At 55.5% G+C, this 20,446-nt stretch carries 22 protein-coding genes and 1 tRNA gene; 4 read left to right on the top strand and 19 right to left on the bottom strand.

The features are described 5' to 3' along the window. The first annotated feature begins 12 nt into the window (after positions 1 to 12). Complete coding sequence (locus F8A88_RS04325; protein ID WP_151149852.1) at positions 13 to 600, top strand: phosphatase PAP2 family protein; 588 nt, start codon at positions 13 to 15, stop codon at positions 598 to 600. Here the strand turns inward: F8A88_RS04325 and F8A88_RS04320 are convergent, their stop codons facing one another. The 3 genes from F8A88_RS04320 to F8A88_RS04310 are packed head-to-tail and all read right to left on the bottom strand — an operon-like array spanning position 601 to position 2,300. After that, the gene (locus tag F8A88_RS04320; RefSeq protein ID WP_151149851.1) at positions 601 to 1,311 is read right to left on the bottom strand and encodes a TVP38/TMEM64 family protein; all 711 of its coding nucleotides are present in this window, start codon (positions 1,309 to 1,311) and stop codon (positions 601 to 603) included. It abuts the gene before it with no gap. Then, the gene (locus F8A88_RS04315) at positions 1,308 to 1,571 is read right to left on the bottom strand and encodes a lipid A biosynthesis domain-containing protein (RefSeq protein WP_421958073.1); all 264 of its coding nucleotides are present in this window, start codon (positions 1,569 to 1,571) and stop codon (positions 1,308 to 1,310) included. The genes F8A88_RS04320 and F8A88_RS04315 overlap by 4 nt, the downstream gene beginning before the upstream one ends. Positions 1,572 to 1,577: 6 nt before the next feature. After that, complete coding sequence (locus tag F8A88_RS04310; protein WP_151149850.1) at positions 1,578 to 2,300, bottom strand: glycosyltransferase family 2 protein; 723 nt, start codon at positions 2,298 to 2,300, stop codon at positions 1,578 to 1,580. An 87-nt stretch (positions 2,301 to 2,387) separates the two neighbouring features. On the opposite strand from F8A88_RS04310, the gene F8A88_RS04305 reads away from it, so the two are divergent. Next, positions 2,388 to 2,464 (top strand) — tRNA-Met (locus F8A88_RS04305). Positions 2,465 to 2,616: 152 nt separating this feature from the next. Here the strand turns inward: F8A88_RS04305 and F8A88_RS04300 are convergent. Genes F8A88_RS04300 through F8A88_RS04295 form a run of 3 tightly spaced genes read right to left on the bottom strand, consistent with a single transcriptional unit; the run spans position 2,617 to position 3,836 of the window. Then, positions 2,617 to 2,988, bottom strand: coding sequence for a class I SAM-dependent methyltransferase (locus F8A88_RS04300; RefSeq protein WP_241667334.1), 372 nt, complete (start codon positions 2,986 to 2,988; stop codon positions 2,617 to 2,619). Then, the gene (locus F8A88_RS15845) at positions 2,982 to 3,176 is read right to left on the bottom strand and encodes a hypothetical protein (RefSeq protein ID WP_170283761.1); all 195 of its coding nucleotides are present in this window, start codon (positions 3,174 to 3,176) and stop codon (positions 2,982 to 2,984) included. Before F8A88_RS15845 ends, F8A88_RS04300 begins: the two co-directional genes overlap by 7 nt. Before the next feature lie 51 nt (positions 3,177 to 3,227). Further along, positions 3,228 to 3,836 carry a TetR/AcrR family transcriptional regulator gene (locus F8A88_RS04295; RefSeq protein WP_151149848.1) on the bottom strand — a complete coding sequence of 203 codons (609 nt, stop codon included), beginning with the start codon at positions 3,834 to 3,836 and terminating at the stop codon, positions 3,228 to 3,230. A 160-nt stretch (positions 3,837 to 3,996) separates the two neighbouring features. Here F8A88_RS04295 and F8A88_RS04290 point away from each other — a divergent pair, with 160 nt between their 5' ends. Then, positions 3,997 to 4,416, top strand: a complete 420-nt coding sequence (locus F8A88_RS04290; RefSeq protein WP_151149847.1) for a hypothetical protein — start codon at positions 3,997 to 3,999, stop codon at positions 4,414 to 4,416. Positions 4,417 to 4,510: 94 nt separating this feature from the next. On the opposite strand, the gene F8A88_RS04285 is transcribed toward F8A88_RS04290, so the two are convergent. From F8A88_RS04285 to ftsH, 10 genes are all read right to left on the bottom strand, one after another. After that, the gene (locus tag F8A88_RS04285) at positions 4,511 to 5,872 is read right to left on the bottom strand and encodes an SH3 domain-containing protein (protein WP_151149846.1); all 1,362 of its coding nucleotides are present in this window, start codon (positions 5,870 to 5,872) and stop codon (positions 4,511 to 4,513) included. Between the two features lie 10 nt (positions 5,873 to 5,882). Beyond that, a complete protein-coding gene (locus tag F8A88_RS04280) occupies positions 5,883 to 6,383 on the bottom strand; it encodes an OmpH/Skp family outer membrane protein (protein ID WP_151149845.1) in 501 nt (166 codons plus the stop codon). Between the two features lie 97 nt (positions 6,384 to 6,480). Beyond that, on the bottom strand, positions 6,481 to 8,847 hold the full coding sequence (gene priA, locus F8A88_RS04275; RefSeq protein ID WP_151149844.1) for a replication restart helicase PriA: 2,367 nt from the start codon (positions 8,845 to 8,847) through the stop codon (positions 6,481 to 6,483). A 3-nt stretch (positions 8,848 to 8,850) separates the two neighbouring features. Continuing rightward, complete coding sequence (locus tag F8A88_RS04270) at positions 8,851 to 9,429, bottom strand: hypothetical protein (protein WP_151149843.1); 579 nt, start codon at positions 9,427 to 9,429, stop codon at positions 8,851 to 8,853. 158 nt (positions 9,430 to 9,587) lie between these two features. Beyond that, entirely contained in the window at positions 9,588 to 10,463 is an 876-nt protein-coding gene (gene galU, locus F8A88_RS04265; protein WP_151149842.1) for a UTP--glucose-1-phosphate uridylyltransferase GalU, read from the bottom strand. A gap of 27 nt (positions 10,464 to 10,490) precedes the next feature. Continuing rightward, entirely contained in the window at positions 10,491 to 11,843 is a 1,353-nt protein-coding gene (glmM, locus tag F8A88_RS04260) for a phosphoglucosamine mutase (protein WP_151149841.1), read from the bottom strand. A 34-nt stretch (positions 11,844 to 11,877) separates the two neighbouring features. Then, positions 11,878 to 12,777 carry a CdaR family protein gene (locus F8A88_RS04255; protein WP_151149840.1) on the bottom strand — a complete coding sequence of 300 codons (900 nt, stop codon included), beginning with the start codon at positions 12,775 to 12,777 and terminating at the stop codon, positions 11,878 to 11,880. Positions 12,778 to 12,780: 3 nt separating this feature from the next. Beyond that, on the bottom strand, positions 12,781 to 13,533 hold the full coding sequence (cdaA, locus tag F8A88_RS04250; RefSeq protein ID WP_151149839.1) for a diadenylate cyclase CdaA: 753 nt from the start codon (positions 13,531 to 13,533) through the stop codon (positions 12,781 to 12,783). A 10-nt stretch (positions 13,534 to 13,543) separates the two neighbouring features. Further along, the gene (gene folP / locus F8A88_RS04245) at positions 13,544 to 14,410 is read right to left on the bottom strand and encodes a dihydropteroate synthase (RefSeq protein ID WP_151150259.1); all 867 of its coding nucleotides are present in this window, start codon (positions 14,408 to 14,410) and stop codon (positions 13,544 to 13,546) included. 19 nt (positions 14,411 to 14,429) lie between these two features. Next, entirely contained in the window at positions 14,430 to 16,427 is a 1,998-nt protein-coding gene (ftsH, locus tag F8A88_RS04240; protein ID WP_151149838.1) for an ATP-dependent zinc metalloprotease FtsH, read from the bottom strand. Here ftsH and F8A88_RS15840 point away from each other — a divergent pair. Beyond that, positions 16,347 to 16,904 (top strand): hypothetical protein, encoded by a 558-nt coding sequence (locus F8A88_RS15840; RefSeq protein ID WP_170283760.1) that lies wholly within the window; start codon positions 16,347 to 16,349, stop codon positions 16,902 to 16,904. The two genes, ftsH and F8A88_RS15840, sit on opposite strands and share 81 nt — an antisense overlap. Here F8A88_RS15840 and argH read toward each other — a convergent pair. From argH to argF, 3 genes are read right to left on the bottom strand one after another with little or no spacing between them, the layout of a single operon-like run. Further along, complete coding sequence (gene argH / locus F8A88_RS04230) at positions 16,857 to 18,239, bottom strand: argininosuccinate lyase (protein ID WP_151149836.1); 1,383 nt, start codon at positions 18,237 to 18,239, stop codon at positions 16,857 to 16,859. The genes F8A88_RS15840 and argH overlap by 48 nt on opposite strands. A 3-nt stretch (positions 18,240 to 18,242) precedes the next feature. Continuing rightward, complete coding sequence (locus tag F8A88_RS04225; protein ID WP_151149835.1) at positions 18,243 to 19,475, bottom strand: argininosuccinate synthase; 1,233 nt, start codon at positions 19,473 to 19,475, stop codon at positions 18,243 to 18,245. 33 nt (positions 19,476 to 19,508) lie between these two features. After that, positions 19,509 to 20,408: an ornithine carbamoyltransferase gene (gene argF, locus F8A88_RS04220; protein WP_151149834.1), complete on the bottom strand. Its 900-nt coding sequence runs from the start codon at positions 20,406 to 20,408 to the stop codon at positions 19,509 to 19,511. Positions 20,409 to 20,446: the final 38 nt, after the last annotated feature.

Genomic DNA, 20,446 nt, shown 5'->3' with positions numbered 1-20,446 from the left:
TACGGAGACAGCATGTTTTTCAAAACACCGGCCCTGGACGCAACAATACAGGAAACCATCAACCAGCACATGAGAGCCCCCCTGCTGGACACGCTCATGCCTATTTTTTCCAGCCACGCGCTCTTTTATGTTCTGTTGATACCACTGGCTGCATGGGTATGGCGCAAATACGGTTCCCGCAGCCTGTTGCTGATTCCCGTGCTGCTGCTCGCCGTGGGCATGACCGACCTGGGCACCAATGTGATCAAGAAATCCATCCATCGGGTCAGGCCGCTCAACGCCCTGCCCAACACATATTTTGTGGAAGACGGCCAATGGGAACGTCGGCCAGCCGACTTTGAGCAGACCAAGGAAAACGGCACCTCGTATCCTTCGGCGCATGGTGCCAACACCATGTGTCTGGCCGTGCTGAGCATGCTGTTCTGGCCCGCTCTGAAAAAATGGCCCTTGCTGCTCCCGCTGGTGGTAGGCTATTCCCGCGTTTATCTGGGCAAGCACTACCCCACGGACGTGGTCGGTGGCTGGTTGTTCGGAGCGGTAATCGCCGTTGCCGTCTGGCTTGCATGCAGGCGCTTCATCCCATCGAACAGCAAAAGATAGTCATCCTTCGTCTACGACACCGGCAGCCTCGGCACGATAGCGCCGATATGCGGCCATGCCCACGAGTCCTGAGGCCACGAAAAGCGCGATGCTCATGCCCACGGACAGAATCACGCCGGTACGGGATTCCGCGTTCATGCCCGCCCCAAACAGTGCGAAGATAAAATTCTGCGGCAGATAGCCGATGGATGAGCCAAGCACGAACGGCAGAAGCGGAATGCTGCTTACCCCTGCCGCCAGATTGGTGATGAAATTACTGCCCAAGGGGAAAAGACGCAGCGCAAGCGCCATGGTAAACGGCTGGTGGCTCAGGAAACGATCAACTTTTTGAACGCGCGGGCCAAAACGCCGGACAATCCCTTTTTTACCGAAGAAACGGGCATATCCTGAAGCAAGAGCACATCCAAGGCCGCAGCCCAGGGTTGCCAGCAACGCGCCCCCTAGCATGCCAAAGGCGAATCCGCCCAAAAATGCCAGCAGCTGTCTGGGCAGTCCGAGTGCGGAAAAGCCCATGCACACACCCACAAAGATAAAAACGGAAAGCGGCCCGCGCCCGAGCACGTGATCGGTAAACCACTGCGTATTGCCGAGCATGTCGTCCAATCCTGCCTTGCGCGCAGCAACAACGGCCGCAGCAAACACGGCGAGCATGAGCATGCCCTTGAGCATGGACCTGAGGCCAATGCGGCCTACGTCGTCGATCTTTTTCATTCAGCCCCGTTCTTCCTTGTCATTCGAATGGCTATGAGCAAAACACATGCCTGCCCCACTACAAAAAGAAAATCACTCTGCATGAAACCGTACCCAAGGCCACATAACCCGCCGATCCACAGCGAAGCCTGCGTGGCCAACGGCATTTCTTGTACGTCTTTCGAACGCCAGCGTAAAATGAAGAATGCAACGAAATACGCAAGCTGGCCCAAGGTGGCGATAAGGAGCAGCCACCAGAACTGCGGCAGGACCATTTTCACCGCGCCCTACTTCTTTTCGCGCACTGTATACGAAACCTGACGGGTCATGAGCCAGCGCACCCCGAAAAGGTCATAAATACCCTGTTTGGCGCGTTGCCAGTTGCCGTACTTGGAAACCCCGGCATGACGCTCCCGATGGTTGACCACAACCTCGCTGATCGTGGCACCCTGCATCTTCATGAGAATGGGGAAAAAGCGATGCATGTTCTTGAACCTCGGCAGATTCATGAGCATATCCCGGCGCATGACCTTCAGGGAACACCCGGTGTCGTGGATACCATCGTCCGTAAACCAGTTTCGTACGGCATTGCCGATCCTGGAGGCAATGCGCTTCCAAAAGGTATCCTTCCTGCGCGCTCGCCAGCCGACAACCATGTCGCAACCGTTGCCAAACGCAGCGAGCATGGCCGGAATATCACCGGGATCATTCTGCAGGTCAGCGTCCATGGTAACGATCACGTCGGAATCGGCCGCGTCGAACCCGGCACAAAAGGCCACGGATTGACCACGATTCCCTTCAAACGCCACAAAGCGCACCTCTCGATTGTCCCGGGCAAGGGTCCGGATCACGTCAAGGCTCTGGTCCGTACTGCAATCGTCCACAAAAACCGCTTCCCACTCCCATCCTGTGGAATCCGCGGCGCATCGGATCTCAGCAAACAATTTTTGAAGATTGTCCTGCTCATTGAACACGGGAAGAACAACCGAGAATTTTTTGGTGTTTGTCATAGGTGGGTAGGGATACGGAATTTTAAAAAACTTGTAAATAGAGGTTGACACCTGAATGCAAACCACATAGATATCCCTTCTCAATGACGCGGGGTGGAGCAGTTCGGTAGCTCGTCGGGCTCATAACCCGAAGGTCGCAAGTTCAAATCTTGTCCCCGCTACCACGAGAAAAAACAAGGACTTGGAACAAATCCAAGTCCTTTTTTCATGTGCAAAATCATTCATTGGCGAGAGGACAAAACAACAACGAAACTGAAACGTCATTCAGTTGTCCCGAAAAAAGCATAGCTCCCCGCGCTGTACAACTGAAAAAAAATCAATGACGCACGGACTCCGGCTTCTGAAAAACCGCGCGCAGCTTTCCGCTTTTGTCAATTTCACGAAAACCGACTTCCTTCGCCGTCCTGCGCACCTCGGCAAAATCCTTACCAGAAACATGTCCGCCCGGCTCTATCACCAACAGGATGCCTCCGGGCTTCAGGGCATTATGCATTGTGCACAGAAACTCATGCTGATCAGGAGTTTCATGCAACATGTGAATCACAGGTATAAAATCCACATTCTGTTTCAGATCTTCCAGGCACGGTTCATTCCCATCCGCCAGCCGACAATCGATTATTCCTGAAACGCCAGCCTTTTCGGCACGCTTTCGAACTCCGTCCAGCATTGCCTGCTGCACGTCTACCACGACCACACTTCCATTTTTACCGACCAATCGCGCAATGGGTATGGAAAAAAAACCATACCGCATCCGGGCTCGAGAACCACCATGCCCTCGCGCACGAACGGACGCATCATCTTTTCAGGATTTTCAACCAATCTTCTTATCGGGCTTGCCAAAAGCCGACCAACCCAGACCGGGCAAACATGAGCCATGACTTCCTCCTCAGATAAGTAAATATTTACAAACAATCGCAGCAAAAAAAATTACCTGCTGCGCAAACCGTTCAAAAAGGTCCGGGTCATTGTCCGGGCCATACGCTCAGGGTCCACCGAATAGGGACCGCCCAATAACCCCATCTGAATATCCGTAACCGCCATGTAGACCATATAATGAAAAAGACGCGCCATACATTCGGGGTCCTCGCCCGCAAACGCTCCATCTTCAATGCGCTCTGCCACATACGAGGTAAGCATAACCAACGTATTATCCTTACCATGCCTTTCCTCTACAGGCTGAACGCGGTCGTCCAACAGCTGAAAAAGGTGCAGGCGAACAATGCGGGGATCATACGCGGTATGCGAGAGCATGTGCAATGCCAGCTGAAAAAAAACTCCCTCGTCATCTCTACGCTGCATGGGGTCCTGCAACTCCAAGCGCATGGGGTGCCCCCCGAACAGATGATGCAATGCCGCGTCATACAAATCGGCCTTGGTCTTGAAATGACGATATATCAGGGTTTCGCTGATCCCTGCCAGATCCGCAACCTCGCGCGTCCGCGCACCGCTGAAGCCTCTTTTGGCAAAAACATCCAACGCCACGTCAAGTATTTGCGAACGTCGCTCCTCCGCGCTCATACGCTTTGATTTGGTCATGTCGCCCCCCCTCGTTTAGTAAACGTTTACTTATAAAAAAGACTAAAGTCAAACCCCCTTCTACAGCGTCACTATTCCAGTATAGCCTCGCAGACCCTAAAGATATTGGTACATGGCGCCGATACGGTAGACGATAACCAACCGCAACAGGAATTGAAACATGGCAGATGTCACTCAAGCCACCGGGTTCAAACGTGTTCAGGTTCTTTTCAGGGAAGGACGCATTGAGGAAGGCACACTACTTCTCAAGGCCCTCCAGGACGAGTATATCGCCCTTTGCGATGAAAACAGCACACTCAAAAGACAATTAACGGAAGTTGCCGATGTGCTGGATCTGGCACAGAACGTTGCCTACGATGGTCAGAAGTACTGGCTTGAAGACGGCAATGAACGAAAAGGACCGTTCTGCCAGTTATGTTATGATCGGGAAGGATTGCTTATCCATTTGCAGCCCCACGGAAAACACTGGGAATGCCAAAGTTGCAAAAGCCTGTTCATGACCACGAAAAAAGAAACACACGCCGAACGGAAACGAGTTTCCCCCCAATTCCCTCTTGTTCTGGGTCATGAACTCGGATAGCGAAAAATGAAAAGCGCGGCCCGTGAGGCCGCGCTTTTTTTATGCAAAACCAAATCCGAAAACTGTATGAACGGCTAAATCCCGGACACCGTCATCATTGATCCATGAACCGCGTTCCGTAAAGAGCGGTTCGCCTCGCCCAGAATTCAAGGGGCTCGTCATGCGAATACACCGCCTCGATAAAAGAGATGTCATCCAGATCCATTTCCGGCAGAAATATATGAATGACCAGAAGCTTGTTGCTTCTGCGATGTTCTTTCCAAAGACTTTTGGCGAAATCCTCCATGATGGTCGCCTTGGGTAATTGCTTGACGTCCACAAAAATCTTCATGTCCACAACATCCACTCCATTACGGGAGGTTTCAGCCTTTTCCAGCAGTTTGTAGTGGACGCCATGCAGATATTTGTCCCCTTTGGGCGCAGGCCGCGCACTAGCAGCCAGAGGATCGGGCTTGATAATGATCGGCTTGGCAGGCCGCGCCTCTTTAGCCCCCTCGTTCCCGAGGGACTCAGGCCGGGGTGTCACGGTAACAGGCTCGCCTTTTTTCAAATGCTCGGCCAAAACATATCCCAAAGCCCGCTGTTCCGAACGGACCGTTGCATCGGGCTCGAAAACGGCAAACCAGCCATTTTTCGGAAAGTCGATCTTTATCCGTTCGCCCGCGGCAACGGTTTTCACAAAATGCGAAGTCATTGATCGTTCCTTACGAATGCGAACCTTGTGCTTCGCCGTAATCACCGTTCCCCACGGCTTGACCGGAGTCTGTGCCTTGGCCTCACGATCTTGCGTGTCGGAAACGGCATGTTCCTCAGCCTTCTCGGCTTTTTGGGTTTTCGGTGCAGGAGCAACGGAACCGCGAACCTGCCCTTCGCCTGTGGCTGGTGGTGTTGTCTGCACAGCCTCGGGACTGGAAGCCGGTTTACGAGCGGTACCTGCTACGGGCCCGGGCAGAAGATACGTCGACTTGACGAACCCACGGACATTGAGCTTGCTGCGAATGGTCGCGCGGTCTTCCAGCACGGCCACCCATCCGTCCTCGGGAAAATCCACCCGGACGTTGGTCCCCGGAACAAGTTTCCCCATTTTCGAGGATCTGGCATTCCGTTTGGAGCGGATGTTGACAGCTGTGCGCGGATGCATCACGGCCCCCCAGGACTTCTCTTCAACCTTGCTGCGTTTTTTATTGAGGTATTTCACATTGGCATACCCGGCCACCTTAACCGAATCCCGCGTCTTCATATAGGGTTCGAAAACAGCAACCCAGCCGTCTTTCAGGTAGGCCACGCGAACAGGTTGGCCAGCCTGAAGAATTCCCACCCACTCGGCCTTGGGCGAGCGTTCCACGCGAAGATTCAACGTTCTGTCCGGATAACGAATCTCACCAAATTCGGCGGCACTGGCCGCCGCAGCACACAACAAAACCATCCATAAGGTCAGGATAACTGCACGTCGCATGACCGCCCCCCTACATTTCATTGTTCAGGGCCTCGATAACCCTGTCCGTCAGGTCCACTTCCGGAGCGATGAACCCGATGGCCTCGGGGTCGGTCAACACCAAGGTAAATCCGCCACCGGCGGCAATCCGGCGCAATATTTTATCTGCCTTTCTCATGATGAACTGAATCAACTGATTTTCCTGATCCCGAATGGAACGGTTGCTCTGCTCAATAAGCAGCTTGTGACGCGCCAGAGCCGCTTCAATGTCATCCTCACGCACTTTCTGCTGCGAAACGGAAAGCATGCCCTTGTCAACCTCGGCGCGCATGGACTTGATTCGTTCGGCACTGATATTGATGCGCTTATCCTTGATCCGACCGAGACGGGCCAGATCTTCCTGAGCCGTGCGTCCTATCTTGGACTCATTGACCACCCGCTGCGGGTTGATGAATCCCACCCGGGCAAAGGCGGGAGTCACGGCCATGCACAACAGGCCTGTCAGGGTCACGAGTAAAAGTAATCGTTTCATATCGTGTGATCCGTTGTTTACAGATTTAAATGAAACTGTAGCTTTCAATCATTCCGGTGTCGAGATTGTGCACACCGCATGAACGCCGCAAACCATGCTACAACATGCTCACGGGATCAAGGTCCAGACTCATGCGTATCTTGGCCGTGGCAGGATTGGCATCCCGCAATGCGGCAAACAACTGGCGGACAGCAGGCCAGTCCCCAGCCTTGAGCAAACAATTAAAACGTCGGCGTCCCCGCAACATGGCGAGGGGTGCAGGGGCCGGTCCCAGGACCACAACATCCAGACGGGCGGCCAGAGTCCGCAAATGAGCTGAAAATTCCATAACCGTTCGCGCACCCTGTTCCCAGTCCGCAGGAAAGCTCATGCGAATCAGGCCCAGTTTGCTGAACGGCGGATAACCAAAGGAACGACGTTTTTCAATTTCCCGCGCAAAAAAGCCTTCATAGTCGGCAGCAAGAACTTCCTGCCAGATGGGGTGACCGGGGTTGCGTGTCTGAATGAGCACCTTTCCGGAACGTGTGCCTCTGCCGGCACGCCCAGCCACCTGGACAAGCAACTGAAAAGTACGCTCCGAGGCCCGATAATCCGGTAGATTCAAGCCCAGATCGCCATCCGTCACCACAACCAGTGTCACCCCGGGGAAATGATGTCCCTTGGAAAGCATCTGCGTTCCGACCAGAATCTGGGCCTCGCCCCGACCGAACTCATCCAGAATTTCTTCCATCCGTTCCTGTCTGCGTGTGGAATCCCTGTCCAGACGCAAAATCCCCGTTCCATCGGGAAGCATGGCCTCAAGTTGCTCCTCAAGACGCTCGGTGCCTTCGCCCATGGGAATAAAATTCCCGCCGCCACACTTGGAGCACAGCAGTGGATATGACTGATGACGGCCGCAGTAATGACAAACCACTCGCTCGCGTCCCTTGTGAAACGTCATGCCGACCTCACAATCGGGGCAACGCACCACCTGGGCGCAGTCAACGCAATACATCAGTGGCGCGTAGCCTCTGCGGTTAAGCATGACAATGGCCTGTTCCCCCGCCTCGACAACCCGTTGCAAGGCCTGCACGGTCTGAGGCGCAAACGGCTGTTCCCGATCCTTTTTGCCGTCCATGGCAACCAGAGAGACCTCGGGCAGGACACTCGTGCCGATACGGTCCCGCAGCACGGAAACCGGCACGCCGCCCTGCTTGGCTGCATGGTAGGTTTTCACGTCAGGGGTTGCAGACCCCAGAATCATGAGTGCGCCCCACAAACGGGCGCGAAACCAAGCCACTTCCTTGGCTTGGTAGGGCATACGCTCTTCCTGTTTGTAGGATTCGTCGTGCTCTTCGTCCAAAACAACAAGCCCCACGTTGCGAACAGGCAAAAAAAGACTGGAACGCGTTCCCACCACAACAGCAGCCTGATCCGAATCAGCCAGTTCCATGAACGTGGATTCACGTTTGCGAGGACTCTGGTATCCATGATGAAAATAAATTTTTCTGCCGGGAAACGCAGCCGCGGCAGCTTTTGCCAACTGGCACGCCAGAGCAACTTCCGGGGCCAGCAACATGACTGAACGGCCAGCTTCGAGGCATTGTGCGGCAAGCCTCAGGTAAAGGTATGTTTTACCACTCCCTGTAACGCCATGCACCAGATGCGTGGCAGCCTGACCGGTGTTAAGCGCGGTGCTCAGGGTTTCAAAAGCACCTTGCTGTTCCCGGGTCAGCTCATGAGTAAAATCCGGGGCTTCCGCTTCGCACTGCACCGAATCCACGAGATCGATCATGTCCGATGTCAACGCACCAACGTTCAGCAAACCGGCCGTTTCCAATCGCAAGGCAGTGTCCGCGGCCCAATTCCCCAAGGAATATTTGAGCGCATGCAGGCTCTGCGGTCCTTTGTCGAAAAGATGTTCCAGCAAATTTATCTGCCGCCGCGCATTGGGGCGCACAGGCCACGGAGGATCAACCAACAGACGAACGAAACGTTCCTGCTCGTCTTTCTTTATATTGAAACGGGCACGCATTTTTCCGCTATGCCACAAATCCATGAGCTGCTGTCGTGCGCTTTCATCCATTGCGGCAAGCGCAGGTGGCTTGAGTGTGGCCGGAAACGGGCTGCTGGCCGAATCCCGCTCCACATGTAAGGAAACCGACGCCTTTCGCATGCCGTGGGGCAACAGATTCTCCAGCACGCGCCCTTCCGGCTCCATGTTCCGTGCGGCCAATGTGCGCACCAGGCTCATATAATGGTCGTCCAGGACCGGCTTGTGCTCCAAAGGCCAGAGCATGGGCTTGACCCTGACTCCTGCGGGGGCAGCGCTAGCCGCACCGGAAACAATACCCACCCTGTGTCCACGCCCCAAAGGCACGAGAACACGCATACCCGGCAGCGGATCCGGGAAATAATCAGGAAGACCGTACGTCAGGCTCTGGTACGGTGGAGAGGCAAGGATAACATGCCAGAATTCTTTCATGATTCAGTGTGCCACAGGCAGGGAATGAAAAATTGCCCCCAAGGAACCGAACACTGCGGAGCTGAAAACACAGCTTTTCCCGGCATGGGCAGCAACAAAATCATCCCGGTCGAAAAGGGATGGGACAACGCTTGCGTTAATGGCGGTCCAATTCACAGAATATTTCATGGAGACGCCATCAGGGGCGTCCACACGACCCGATTGAGGCAATGCAAAGCCCTTCACCGTCTGATAATCGCCATACGTGAACACGAGATCGCCGTCCGCAACAGGATATCTGGCCTCAAGCGGAGCAAGGCTCTCGTTATTGAAACTCATGAGTGCGGAAGTAGCGTTGCTGGAAAACAAGATGCTGGGAGAATCGCCGCTGAACCTGAACTCGGCCTTGTTCAAATCAAGCCCCATGCCGCGCCACATTTCCAGAGGACGCAACGGACTCCAGGGCAATAGCACGGGAAGAGGAAAATCCTGTTCAGGACAGGAAGCCAAAATCCGGCACCCAATGCCCACAGCCTCACAACCGATACCCGAAACATCAGTCCATGTCTGACGCCATTTGCCGGACGCCCATTCAATACGCAACAGCGTTCCCGGTTCATCCGCAAACCGGATTTCAGCAGTCCACGACCTCAGTCCGCCGTAACTCCGGCGATACTTGTCTGCCAGTTCCTGCTCCCCCGGCGCAAAGGCATAAGCCTGAGCATGCAAAAGCAACAGGAAAACCGTCCCCAAAAGGACTGCTATATATCTGTGCACGGAAGCAACTCCATGAGACGTTTGACCAGATCATCATGCAGCTCTTCATCATGCAGGGCAAAATAGATGTTGGCAGTCAAATATTCGACCCAGTCCCCGGCATCAAACCGCTGGCCTTGAAGGCGTACGGCTATGAGCTTGTCCTGATCGGCAAGTCCCTGCAGGGCGTCAGTCAACTGAATCTCTCCGCCCACGCCGGCTTCCTGATTTTCCAGAATGTCGAATATTTCGGGCAGGAGCACGTAACGCCCGGTAATGGCAAGGTTGGAAGGAGCCTCTTCAGGTGAGGGTTTTTCCACCAGACGATTAACCCGATACATGTTCGGAGCAAACTCTTCGCCCTGTATAATGCCGTAGCGATTGACCTTGTCCTCGGGAACTTCAATAACGCCCACAACGGCCTTGCCCTCGGAACGGGCGGCCTCCAGCAATTCGCTGATGCCGGCATTCAGGCCGAACATGAGATCATCGCCAAGCATGACGGCAAAGGGTTCATTCTTGCAGACCTCGTCAGCACACAGCACGGCATGCCCCAGCCCCAACTGTTCCTTCTGACGAACGGAAATGATGTTCACCATGTCGGAAACCCGGCGAACCTCTTCAAGCAATTCCTTCTTGCCGGCGCGTTCAAGCAGTTGCTCGAGCAGAAAGTTGCGATCGAAATGATCTTCGATAATTTTCTTGTTCTGGTTGGTCACGAAAACCACATCTGTCAGCCCGGCTTCAATGGCTTCCTCGACAATATACTGCACAATGGGTTTCTTGTAGATGGGCAGCATTTCCTTGGGAATGTTCTTGGTTGCAGGAAGGGAACGGGTACCCCATCCCGCCACGGGAATGACCGCCTTGCGAATCTTCATGAACGACTCCTTGAAACAGTATGCAAATTAGCGAAGATATTTTTCCAAAACAGCAACAAGGTCATCGGTGTACTGCTCTACCTTGTCCTGATTCGGGCCTTCCACCATAACCCGGGCAACAGCTTCGGTTCCGGAATAACGCAAAAGCACACGCCCCTTGCCTTCAAGCTCTCGCTCCACCCTGCTGACGGCCTCCACGACCTTGGGGGCCTCTTCAAAAGGAATCTTCCGTTCGACATGCACGTTCTTCAAAACCTGCGGAAACGGTTGCAGCAAGTGGGCAAGTTCCGACAAGGGCTGCTGTTTTTCGCACATTATACGCAATAATTGCAGTGCCGCAAGCATACCGTCCCCGGTGGTACTCTGTTCCATGAAAACAAGATGGCCGGACTGTTCACCGCCCAACATGGCTCCTTCGCGCCGCATGGCTTCCACCACATAGCGATCGCCCACGGGAGTGCGCAGAAGTGAACCGCCCTTTTCACGCATGAAAAGCTCAAGAGCCATGTTGCTCATGACTGTGGCCACCAGCATACCACCGGGCAGCCTGTCCTGTTCCATCATTTCAAGAGCGCTGATGGCCATGATCTGATCGCCGTCAAGCACCCTGCCTTTTTCATCGCAAACAATAAGCCTGTCGGCATCTCCATCCAGAGCAAGCCCGATATCCGCGCCGGTTTCCACGACGGTACGCGAGACGACTTCCGGATACATGGAACCGCACTGTCGATTGATGTTGATGCCGTTCGGTTCCACACCAACACGGACAACGGTCGCGCCAAGCTCTTCCAGCACATCCGGAGCAACGCCGTACGCAGCGCCGTTGGCGCAATCGAGCACGATCTTCATGCCGTCCAAAGTCAGGTGGTTGGAAAAACTGCTTTTCAGATAAACAATGTAACGGCCACGAGCGTCATTGATACGATAAGTGCGGCCGATACTTTCCGGTTGGGGATAGTCCCAATCGGACTTGCCCGACATGACCAACTCGGCGATCTCGTCCTCGACTTCATCAGGTAGCTTGAAGCCGTCACGGTCGAAAAACTTGATGCCGTTGTCCATAAACGGGTTGTGCGACGCGGAAATAACCACACCCAAATCTGCCCGCATATTGCGGGTCAGAAAGGAAATGGCGGGAGTCGGCATGGGGCCGACAAGAAAAACATCCATTCCGTTGGCACAAAAACCGGAGGTAAGTGCGGTTTCAAACACATAGCCCGACAAGCGTGTATCCTTGCCGATAACCACCCTGTGCCGTTTCTTGCCATTGCGAAAATACTGGCCAGCCGCCAGACCAAGTCGCAAGGCCACCTCGGGAGTCATTGGGAATATATTGACCTGGCCGCGCAGGCCGTCGGTTCCGAACAATCGCTGATTCATTCTCGTATACTCCGGCAGGACGCGAAAAGCGCTCCTATCGTATTGTAAGACTTATCGTCTCGGGATTCTTTCTTTCCAGCCGACAATCATCTGGAAGCAATACGGTGTACCCCATTTCATATTTTCCAGCCCGGGCATCCTCCCCAACCTTGATAACCGCGGCAACGTCGTTTCGGAACTGACGATCGCGGAAAAGGTACACGGGGCCTTCCAGCAAAAGCCGCACATAGTCCTGACGCGGCTTGACGCGGATACCTTCGGGGCTTTGCACGGTCAAGGGAATCTTGACCCATATCTGCCGCATCTTGGGGGAAAAATGCAGAATCGCCTTGACCTGACCGGGTGATGCCTCCACCGACGCCGGCAAATCCAAGGCTACTTCCCGTTCCCACAGGGAGGGGACCTCTTCGGAAAAATCTTCGCGCACGATCACCTTGTTGAAGGATATCTTGCGCAACACGGTTTCAGGGCCCCTGAGCTCCACCATGTCCGGCTCCACTTCCGCCCGGCTCAGTTCATAATCGGGATTAATCGTACCCTTCCACCCCGCCTCCACACGAATATCCTTGGAAGCCATGCGGTCCACCTTGAGCACAAGGCGGTTGGGCTTGATCTCCACGATATCGAAGGCGGCAGAGAGCGGCACACGGTCCTCGCGAATATCAACCACGCTCTCGCCAACCTCAAGATTGCTGATGTCCAGAGGATACGTCAGGGTTTTTTCCACCAGCGAACGCACCAGCCCCTTGGGGCCGCGCACACGCACCTTGATATGGTCGGGAAGGCCGCTTTCAATAATGAGCCCCTCGGGAGGATTGGTCATGACCAGAGACATGTCCGCAAGAACCTCAACCTTTTCCCGGCCCGTCACCAGAAACCAGGAAAAAACGGAAAGGAGAATGGCGAGGACGGCGTAAACCCAGTTACTTTTCATTTCTCAGTGCTCCAGCGCTTTTTGCAGCAACCGACGCAGTCGGGCTTCGCCGAGATTTGTGGTCAGGCGGCCGTCAATGGCCAAGGAAATATCGCCCCGCTCTTCGGAAATCACCACGGTGACAGCATCAGTACCTTCACTGATGCCCAGTGCAGCCCTGTGCCGGGTTCCGAACTTGGTTTCGCCCCGCAACTTGGAAGACAGGGGCAAAACGCACGAAGCCGCGGCAACGCGGTTGTTCCGAATGATCACCGCAGCATCGTGAAGGGGGGTGTCTTCAAAGAATATGGTTTCCAGCAGTTCCTTGGAAAGGACGCCGTCCACTTCCACGCCCCGTTCGATGATATCTCCCAGAGGCACACTTTTTTCTATCACTATCAACGCGCCGGTCTTGGTGCGGGACATGGAAATAACGGCCTGCACCAACTGCTCGAGAGCCTTGGTCTCGACTTTTTGCGCCCGGCTCCATATCCGCCCGGTGCCCACTTGGGCCAATGCCTTGCGAATGTCCCGCTGGAAAAGAATGATTATGACCAGAAAGATTGAATCAAGAAATTCACTCAGCAGCGTATGCAGCGTGAACAGGTTCAGGTAACCGGACACAAAATAGACGACAAGCACCAGCATGAGGCCATAAATCACGGCCACGGCACGAGTATCGCGCACCATCACTATCAAATAATAGTAAATCAGTGCGACAAGGCCGACATCCAGCAAAACCTGCCAGTTGATCTGTATTCCGAAGATATCCAACATCTGTTTTGATTTAAGCCATTTCCCTTACGATGGTCAATGATTGACGGGTCAACGCAACCTCATGGACGCGATGAATAGCCACACCACGCGCGGCAAGCAGAGCCGTGGCGACCTGCGTAGCGTTGCACCGGTCTTCCGGCCCGAGGCCGAGCAGCCCCTGCCAAAGCGACTTGTTGGACAACCCCATGTACACGGGAAGCCCGAAATCCATGAAACGTTCGATATTTCGCAATATCTGAAAATTGTGTTCAAGCGTCTTGCCGAAGCCGATGCCCGGGTCCAGCACGACCCGTTCGGCAGGCAATCCCGCTTTCTGGAGCACGTTCAGCTTCTGCTCGAAAAACAGCATGATGGAATCAACCACGTCATCATAATGAGGCTCGTCCTGCATGGTTTCGGGACGCCCGAGACTGTGCATGAGCACATAGCCGGGTTTGTACTGCCCCAAAACGTCCACCAACTGCGGATCAAAGGCGCAAGCCGAAACATCATTGATGATTTCGGCACCGGCCTCCAAGGCAGCAGCGGCAACCCCGGCCTTGTAGGTATCCACGGATATCAACGGCCACACATCCTCCCCGTCCGGACCGCGCATCTGCATTTGGGAAAGCTCCCGCACCACCGGGACCACCCGCTCCATCTCCTGCTCAAGCGAAACGGGATCGGCATAAGGCCGGGTGCTTTCTCCGCCGATGTCCAGAATATCCGCGCCCTGAGCGGCCAACCTGACAGCGTGCTCAACTGCCGACCCGGCGGACGCATGGAGTCCACCATCGTAAAAGGAGTCGGGGGTCACATTGACTATTCCGGCAATAAAAAAGGGGGCAGGCCCTAACGCCCTGCCCCCGTTCAATTTCCAAGTAATGTCAGCCATGATCGATAATATTCTCCGATGGCTACTGAATCTTCTTGTCGTCGTCTTCAAGGATGAAATCATCCTCTCCTTCTGCGTCCTCAACAGGTGTTCCATCCGGGCCATAGGCTGCAGGACCGGCTTCACTCTTGGGAACGTATCCGCTCCCTTCGTCGGAACCGGACTGATCATCGGAACCGTCCTTTCCGTTGTTTCCGTTTCCGGAAACCTCGGGAACAGGCGGCAATTCCTTGCCATCCATGATCAAATCGATATCGGCACCGGAAATGGTCTCCCGGTCAAGCAATGCCTGCGCTATGGCCTCAAGCATCTCGCTGTTATCCTTGAGCAGCTTCTTGGCCTTCTCATATCCTTCATCCACGATGCGGCGGACCTCATCGTCGATCATGCGGGCCGTGTCTTCGCTGTAATCCTTGCTGTGGATCAACTCCTTGCCAAGGAAAACCTGTTCCTGATTATCCCCAAAGGAAAGCGGCCCCAAGGCATCACTCATACCCCATTGGCAGACCATCTTTCGAGCCATCTGGGATGCGCGTTCAATATCGTTACTGGCCCCGGTGGTTTTCTGATCAAGGACGATTTCCTCGGCCAGGCGTCCGCCAAGCAGCATGGCTATCTGATTTTCCAGATAATCCTTTGAGTACCCGTGGCGATCATCCACCGGCAATTGCATAGTCACGCCAAGAGCCATGCCGCGCGGAATGATGGAAACCTTGTGCACAGGATCAGTGCCGGGCAACAACTTGGCCACGAGGGCGTGACCGGCTTCATGATATGCCGTGGTCTTCTTTTCTTCGTCGGACATGATTACGCTTCTGCGCTCCTTGCCCATGAGGACCTTGTCCTTGGCTTCCTCGAAATCGGCCATCAGCACGCGGTCCTGATTCTTCTTGGCGGCGTGCAGGGCAGCCTCGTTCACGAGGTTTTCGAGATCCGCACCGGAAAAGCCGGGAGTGCCGCGGGCAATAGTGGCCAAATCGACCTCGGGAGCCAACGGCGTGCGGCGGGAGTGTACCTTGAGGATGCGTTCACGGCCGCGCAGGTCCGGGGTGGGAACCACCACCTGCCTGTCAAAACGTCCGGGACGCAACAGGGCCGGGTCAAGCACGTCAGGCCGGTTGGTGGCCGCAACAAGGATTACGCCCTCGTTGGACTCGAACCCGTCCATTTCAACCAAAAGCTGGTTCAGAGTCTGTTCGCGCTCGTCATGCCCACCGCCGAGTCCGGCACCGCGCTGACGACCCACCGCATCGATCTCATCGATGAAGATAAGGCAGGGCGCGTTTTTCTTACCCTGGGAAAACAGATCGCGTACACGGGATGCACCGACGCCCACGAACATTTCCACGAAATCCGAACCGGAAATGGAAAAGAACGGAACGCCAGCCTCACCGGCAACGGCCCGGGCAAGCAGGGTTTTACCCGTGCCCGGAGGGCCCACGAGCAGAACGCCCTTGGGAATCCGGCCGCCCAGGCGGGTAAACCTTCTCGGTTCGCGCAGGAAATCAACGACCTCGGAAAGCTCTTCCTTGGCTTCGTCAACACCGGCCACATCCTGAAACGTGACCTTGGCGGTTTCCTCGTTGATGAGACGCGCCCGAGAACGACCGAACGACATGGCACCACGTCCTCCGCCACCACCCTGCATCTGGCGCATGAAGAAAATCCAGACGCCGATGAGCAGCAGCATGGGGAACCAGCTCATAAGCAGGGTCATGTACCATGGTGCCTCTTCCGGCGGCTCTGCGGAAACCTCCACGCCCTTCTGAATCAGTGTATCCACCAGCTTGGGATCATCCGGGGCAAAGGTCTGGAACCTTCGATTGTCCGAGGTGACGCCGTTGATGGTGCTGTCCTGAATCTTTACGGACATGATTTCGCCGCTCTCGACGCGCGCGAGAAATTCGCTGTAGGAATACTGCGTCTGAGGGGCCGGAGGTTGATTGAACAGATTGAAGAGAACGACCATCAAAAGCGAGATGGTCGCCCAGATAATCAGATTCTTGGAAAAATTGTTCAAGAAAGACTCCTTGCAACTATGTGTGGCCCGCCTTGGCCCAGAGCCGGAAAAAGGGGCCCATGGATCTGCGGACAAACAATCAAAGACATTTCAAAAACTAAGGCCTGTTCAGAAAATGGCAAGAGAATTCATATGAAAAAACGTCTCTTGGCGGTTCCATTCAATCCAGATATCCAAAAAAACGCAGAGCCACAAGACAATACGACGCGCTCAAATCCCAACACCGACTGGATGAAAAAGTTTTTGTCCTTTTTCCAAAAGAAGATGCCCCTTTTCACACGTCACCTTGATTCTCTTCAGTTCCATGTGGAGAATGCATTTCTGGTCGTAAAGCCCTTGGTCTGGCTCAGGCCAAATGCTCCACATCATGATACGGCAATATCTGCATTCCGGACATACAATCACGGCAATGCTTCATCGCTGTCTCCGCTAGTCCGCGAGCCATTGCCGGACAGCTGTCAGCTGCGCGTTGACTGATCCCGGACCGGTTCCTCCGGGAGAAGTCCTCCTGCGCACTGCGGCCTCGTACGAAAGGATGTCAAAAACATCATCCCCGATTTCCGGGCTGAATTTCTGTAAGTCTGACAGCGAGAGGTCTTCCAATCCCTTGCCCTGCTCTTCTGCCAAAGCCACGGCCGCGCCGGTGATGTGGTGCGCCTCGCGGAAGGGAACGCCCTTCGCGGCCAAGTAGTCGGCCAACTCCGTGGCGTTCAAAAAACCCTTGCGCATGGTGGCGGCCATGGTCTCGGGAACAAAGGTCAGTCCGGGCAGCATGCCCGCCATGACCTCCAGCGACATGCGCACGGTTTTGTCCGCATCGAAAAACGGTTCCTTGTCTTCCTGCAAATCGCGGTTGTAGGTCATGGGCAATCCCTTGATCACGGTCAGCATGGACATGAGCGAGCCGTACACGCGCCCGGTCTTGCCACGCATGATCTCGCAGGCGTCGGGATTCTTTTTCTGAGGCATGATGGACGAGCCCGTGGAATAGGCGTCCGGCAACTTCACGAAACCGAAATTGGGGTTGGCCCAGATGATGATCTCCTCGCAGAAGCGGGACAGGTGCGCCATGATCATGCTGGAGCAGAACAATGCTTCCAGCACGAAATCACGATCCGAGACCGCGTCCATGCTGTTGGCAAAGACATGGTCCAGCCCAAGGTCGCTGCGCACGGCCTCGGGATTGATCGGATGCGTGGTCCCGGCCAATGCGGCCGCTCCCAGCGGAGAAACGCGGACGCGGCCAAGGCAGTCCCGCACGCGGGCGGCATCGCGCATGAACATCTGGCAGTATGCCAACAGATGGTGCGCAAGGCTCACGGGCTGTGCGGGCTGAAAATGCGTGCACCCGGGCAGCAGGGTCTCCACATGGTCCTCGGCCTGCGCATGAAACGCGGCCACAACGGCATGGAGAAGCTCATCCCACTGTTCAAGGCGTGCGGCCACGTGCAGCCGGAAGTCCAGCGCCACCTGATCGTTGCGGCTTCTGGCCGTATGCAGCTTGCCGCCGAGCGGGCCTATCAGTTCGGTCAGACGCGATTCCACATTCATGTGCACGTCTTCGAATTCGACCTTCCACTCGAAATTTCCGGCATCGATCTCTTCGCGCACCGCGTCCAGTCCCTGCACGATTTTTACAGCCTCGTCGTCGGTCAGAAAGCCCTGCGCGGCCAGCATGCGGGCATGGGCCTGCGAGCCGCGGATGTCCTCGCGGTACAGGCGGTGGTCATAGGAAACCGATTCCGAATATGCTTCCATGGTGGCGGCGGTCCGCTCCGCGAACCGACCGCCCCACATTTTCTTTTCAGCCATGGGTTACTCGCATGCCTCGTCGGATTCCTTGCCGCCCCACTTGCTCTGCTGCATGCGTCCCTTGAGACGCAGCCCCACGAGCTTGATGAAACCGGCGGCATCCGCCTGATCGTAAACGTAATCTTCCTCGAACGTGGCCAGCTCGGGATTATACAGGGAGTACGGAGACTTGCGCGCCAGCGGAATGCAGTTACCCTTGTAGAGCTTGAGCCGCACGGTGCCGGTGACCCGCTCCTGCGTCTTGTCCACCATGGCCTGCAATGCTTCCCGTTCCGGGCTGAACCAGTATCCGTAATAAATCATCTCGGCGTATTTGGGAATCAGTCCGTCACGCATATGCATGACCTCGCGATCCATGGTCAGGCCTTCGAGGTCGCGGTGGGCGCTGTGCAGGATGGTGCCGCCGGGGGTCTCGTACACGCCGCGGGACTTCATGCCCACAAAGCGGTTTTCGACCATGTCCACACGACCAATGCCGTGCTTGCCGCCCAGCTCGTTGAGCTTGGCCAGAAGCGCGGCCGGAGAGTGCTTGACATTGTTGATGGCCACGGGATCACCCTGCTCGAAATCAATGGTGATTTCCTCGGGTTCGTCCGGGCATTGCTCGATGGGGGTCACGTTGCGGAAGCAATCCGGTCCGGGCGCATTCCACGGGTCTTCCAACTCGCCGCCCTCAAACGAGGTGTGCAGCATGTTGGCGTCAATGGACCACGGCTTCTTGCGGCTGACCGGAATGGGAATGCCGTGTTCCTTGGCAAAGTTGATCAGGTCCGTACGGGACTTGAGCTCCCAATCACGCCACGGGGCAATGGTGGATATGCGGGGATTCAGGGCCATCTGGGCCAACTCGAACCGCACCTGGTCGTTGCCTTTGCCCGTTGCGCCGTGAGCCACGGCCTGGGCGCCTTCAAGCTCGGCAATCTCCACCATGCGCTTGGCGATCAACGGACGGGCAATGGCCGTGCCGAGCAGGTAGCGCCCCTCGTACAGGGCACCGGCCCTGAAGGCCGGAAACACGTAATCCCGCACGAACTCCTCGCGCAGGTCCTCGACATAGGCCTTGGACGCCCCGGTGGAAAGCGCCTTTTCGTCAATGCCGTCCATTTCCTCGCCCTGCCCCAAATCCGCGGTCATGGTGATGACTTCACAACCGTAATGGGTGGCGATCCACTTGAGAATGATGGACGTGTCCAGTCCACCGGAATATGCCAATACGACCTTTTCAATCTTGCTCATTGTCTTCCCCGAATAATATGTAGGATACGCCCGTTACTTCCAGATCCATTCCATGATCGCCTTCTGCATGTGCAGACGATTTTCGGCCTGGTCCCAGACAATGGACGCGGATGATTCAAATACCTGCGCGGAAACCTCTTCCCCGCAATGGGCGGGCAGGCAATGCATAAACTTCACGTCCGCATCGGCCTTGCTCATGAGGGCCTCATCCACGATAAAGCCCTTGAAGGCTTCCTCACGCATGCGCTGTTCCTCTTCCTGCCCCATGCTGGCCCACACGTCCGTGTTCACAAAGTGCGCTCCGGCAACCGCCTCGGCAGGATCGCGGGTCACGGAAAAACGCGCGCCCATGGCCGCAGCCTTTTCCACGATATCCTGATCCATGTCATAACCGTCCGGAATGGCCAGAGCCAGTTCAAAACCGAACAGGGCCGAGGCATTGACAAACGAATGGGCCATATTGTTGCCGTCGCCCACCCAGGCGACCTTGACCTTGGAAAGGTCGGGGGTGCGCTCATACATGGTCAGCATGTCGCTCATGACCTGACAGGGATGGAACTCGTCCGTCAGGGCATTGATCACCGGGATGGTTCCGTACTTCACCAGCGTGTCCAGCTTGGCCTGACCGAAAGTCCTGACCACGAGGCCGTCCGCATAGCGGGAAAGGACACGAGCGGTATCCGCAAGCGGCTCGGAACGGCCGAGCTGCGAATCCTTGGAGGCAATGAATACGGGGTCCCCGCCAAGCTGGCGAACGCCCACTTCAAAGGACACGCGCGTACGCGTGGAGGCTTTTTCGAAAATCAGCAGCAGGGTCTTGCCGGAAAGCAGGTCGCTCCTGTGGGAGGTATCCTTCATTTCCTTGGCCCGCGCCAAAACCGCGTGGGCTTCTTCCTTGGACATGTCCAGAATGGACAAAAAATGTTTAGGCATGTGCACTCACTCCATCGTTCATATAACAATAGCAAAAG

The sequence above is a fragment of the Pseudodesulfovibrio senegalensis genome, assembly GCF_008830225.1.
GTDB classification, from domain to species: Bacteria; Desulfobacterota; Desulfovibrionia; order Desulfovibrionales; family Desulfovibrionaceae; genus Pseudodesulfovibrio; species Pseudodesulfovibrio senegalensis.
Note: the sequence above shows the minus strand (reverse complement) of the source record. Positions and strands in the feature narration are given on the sequence as shown.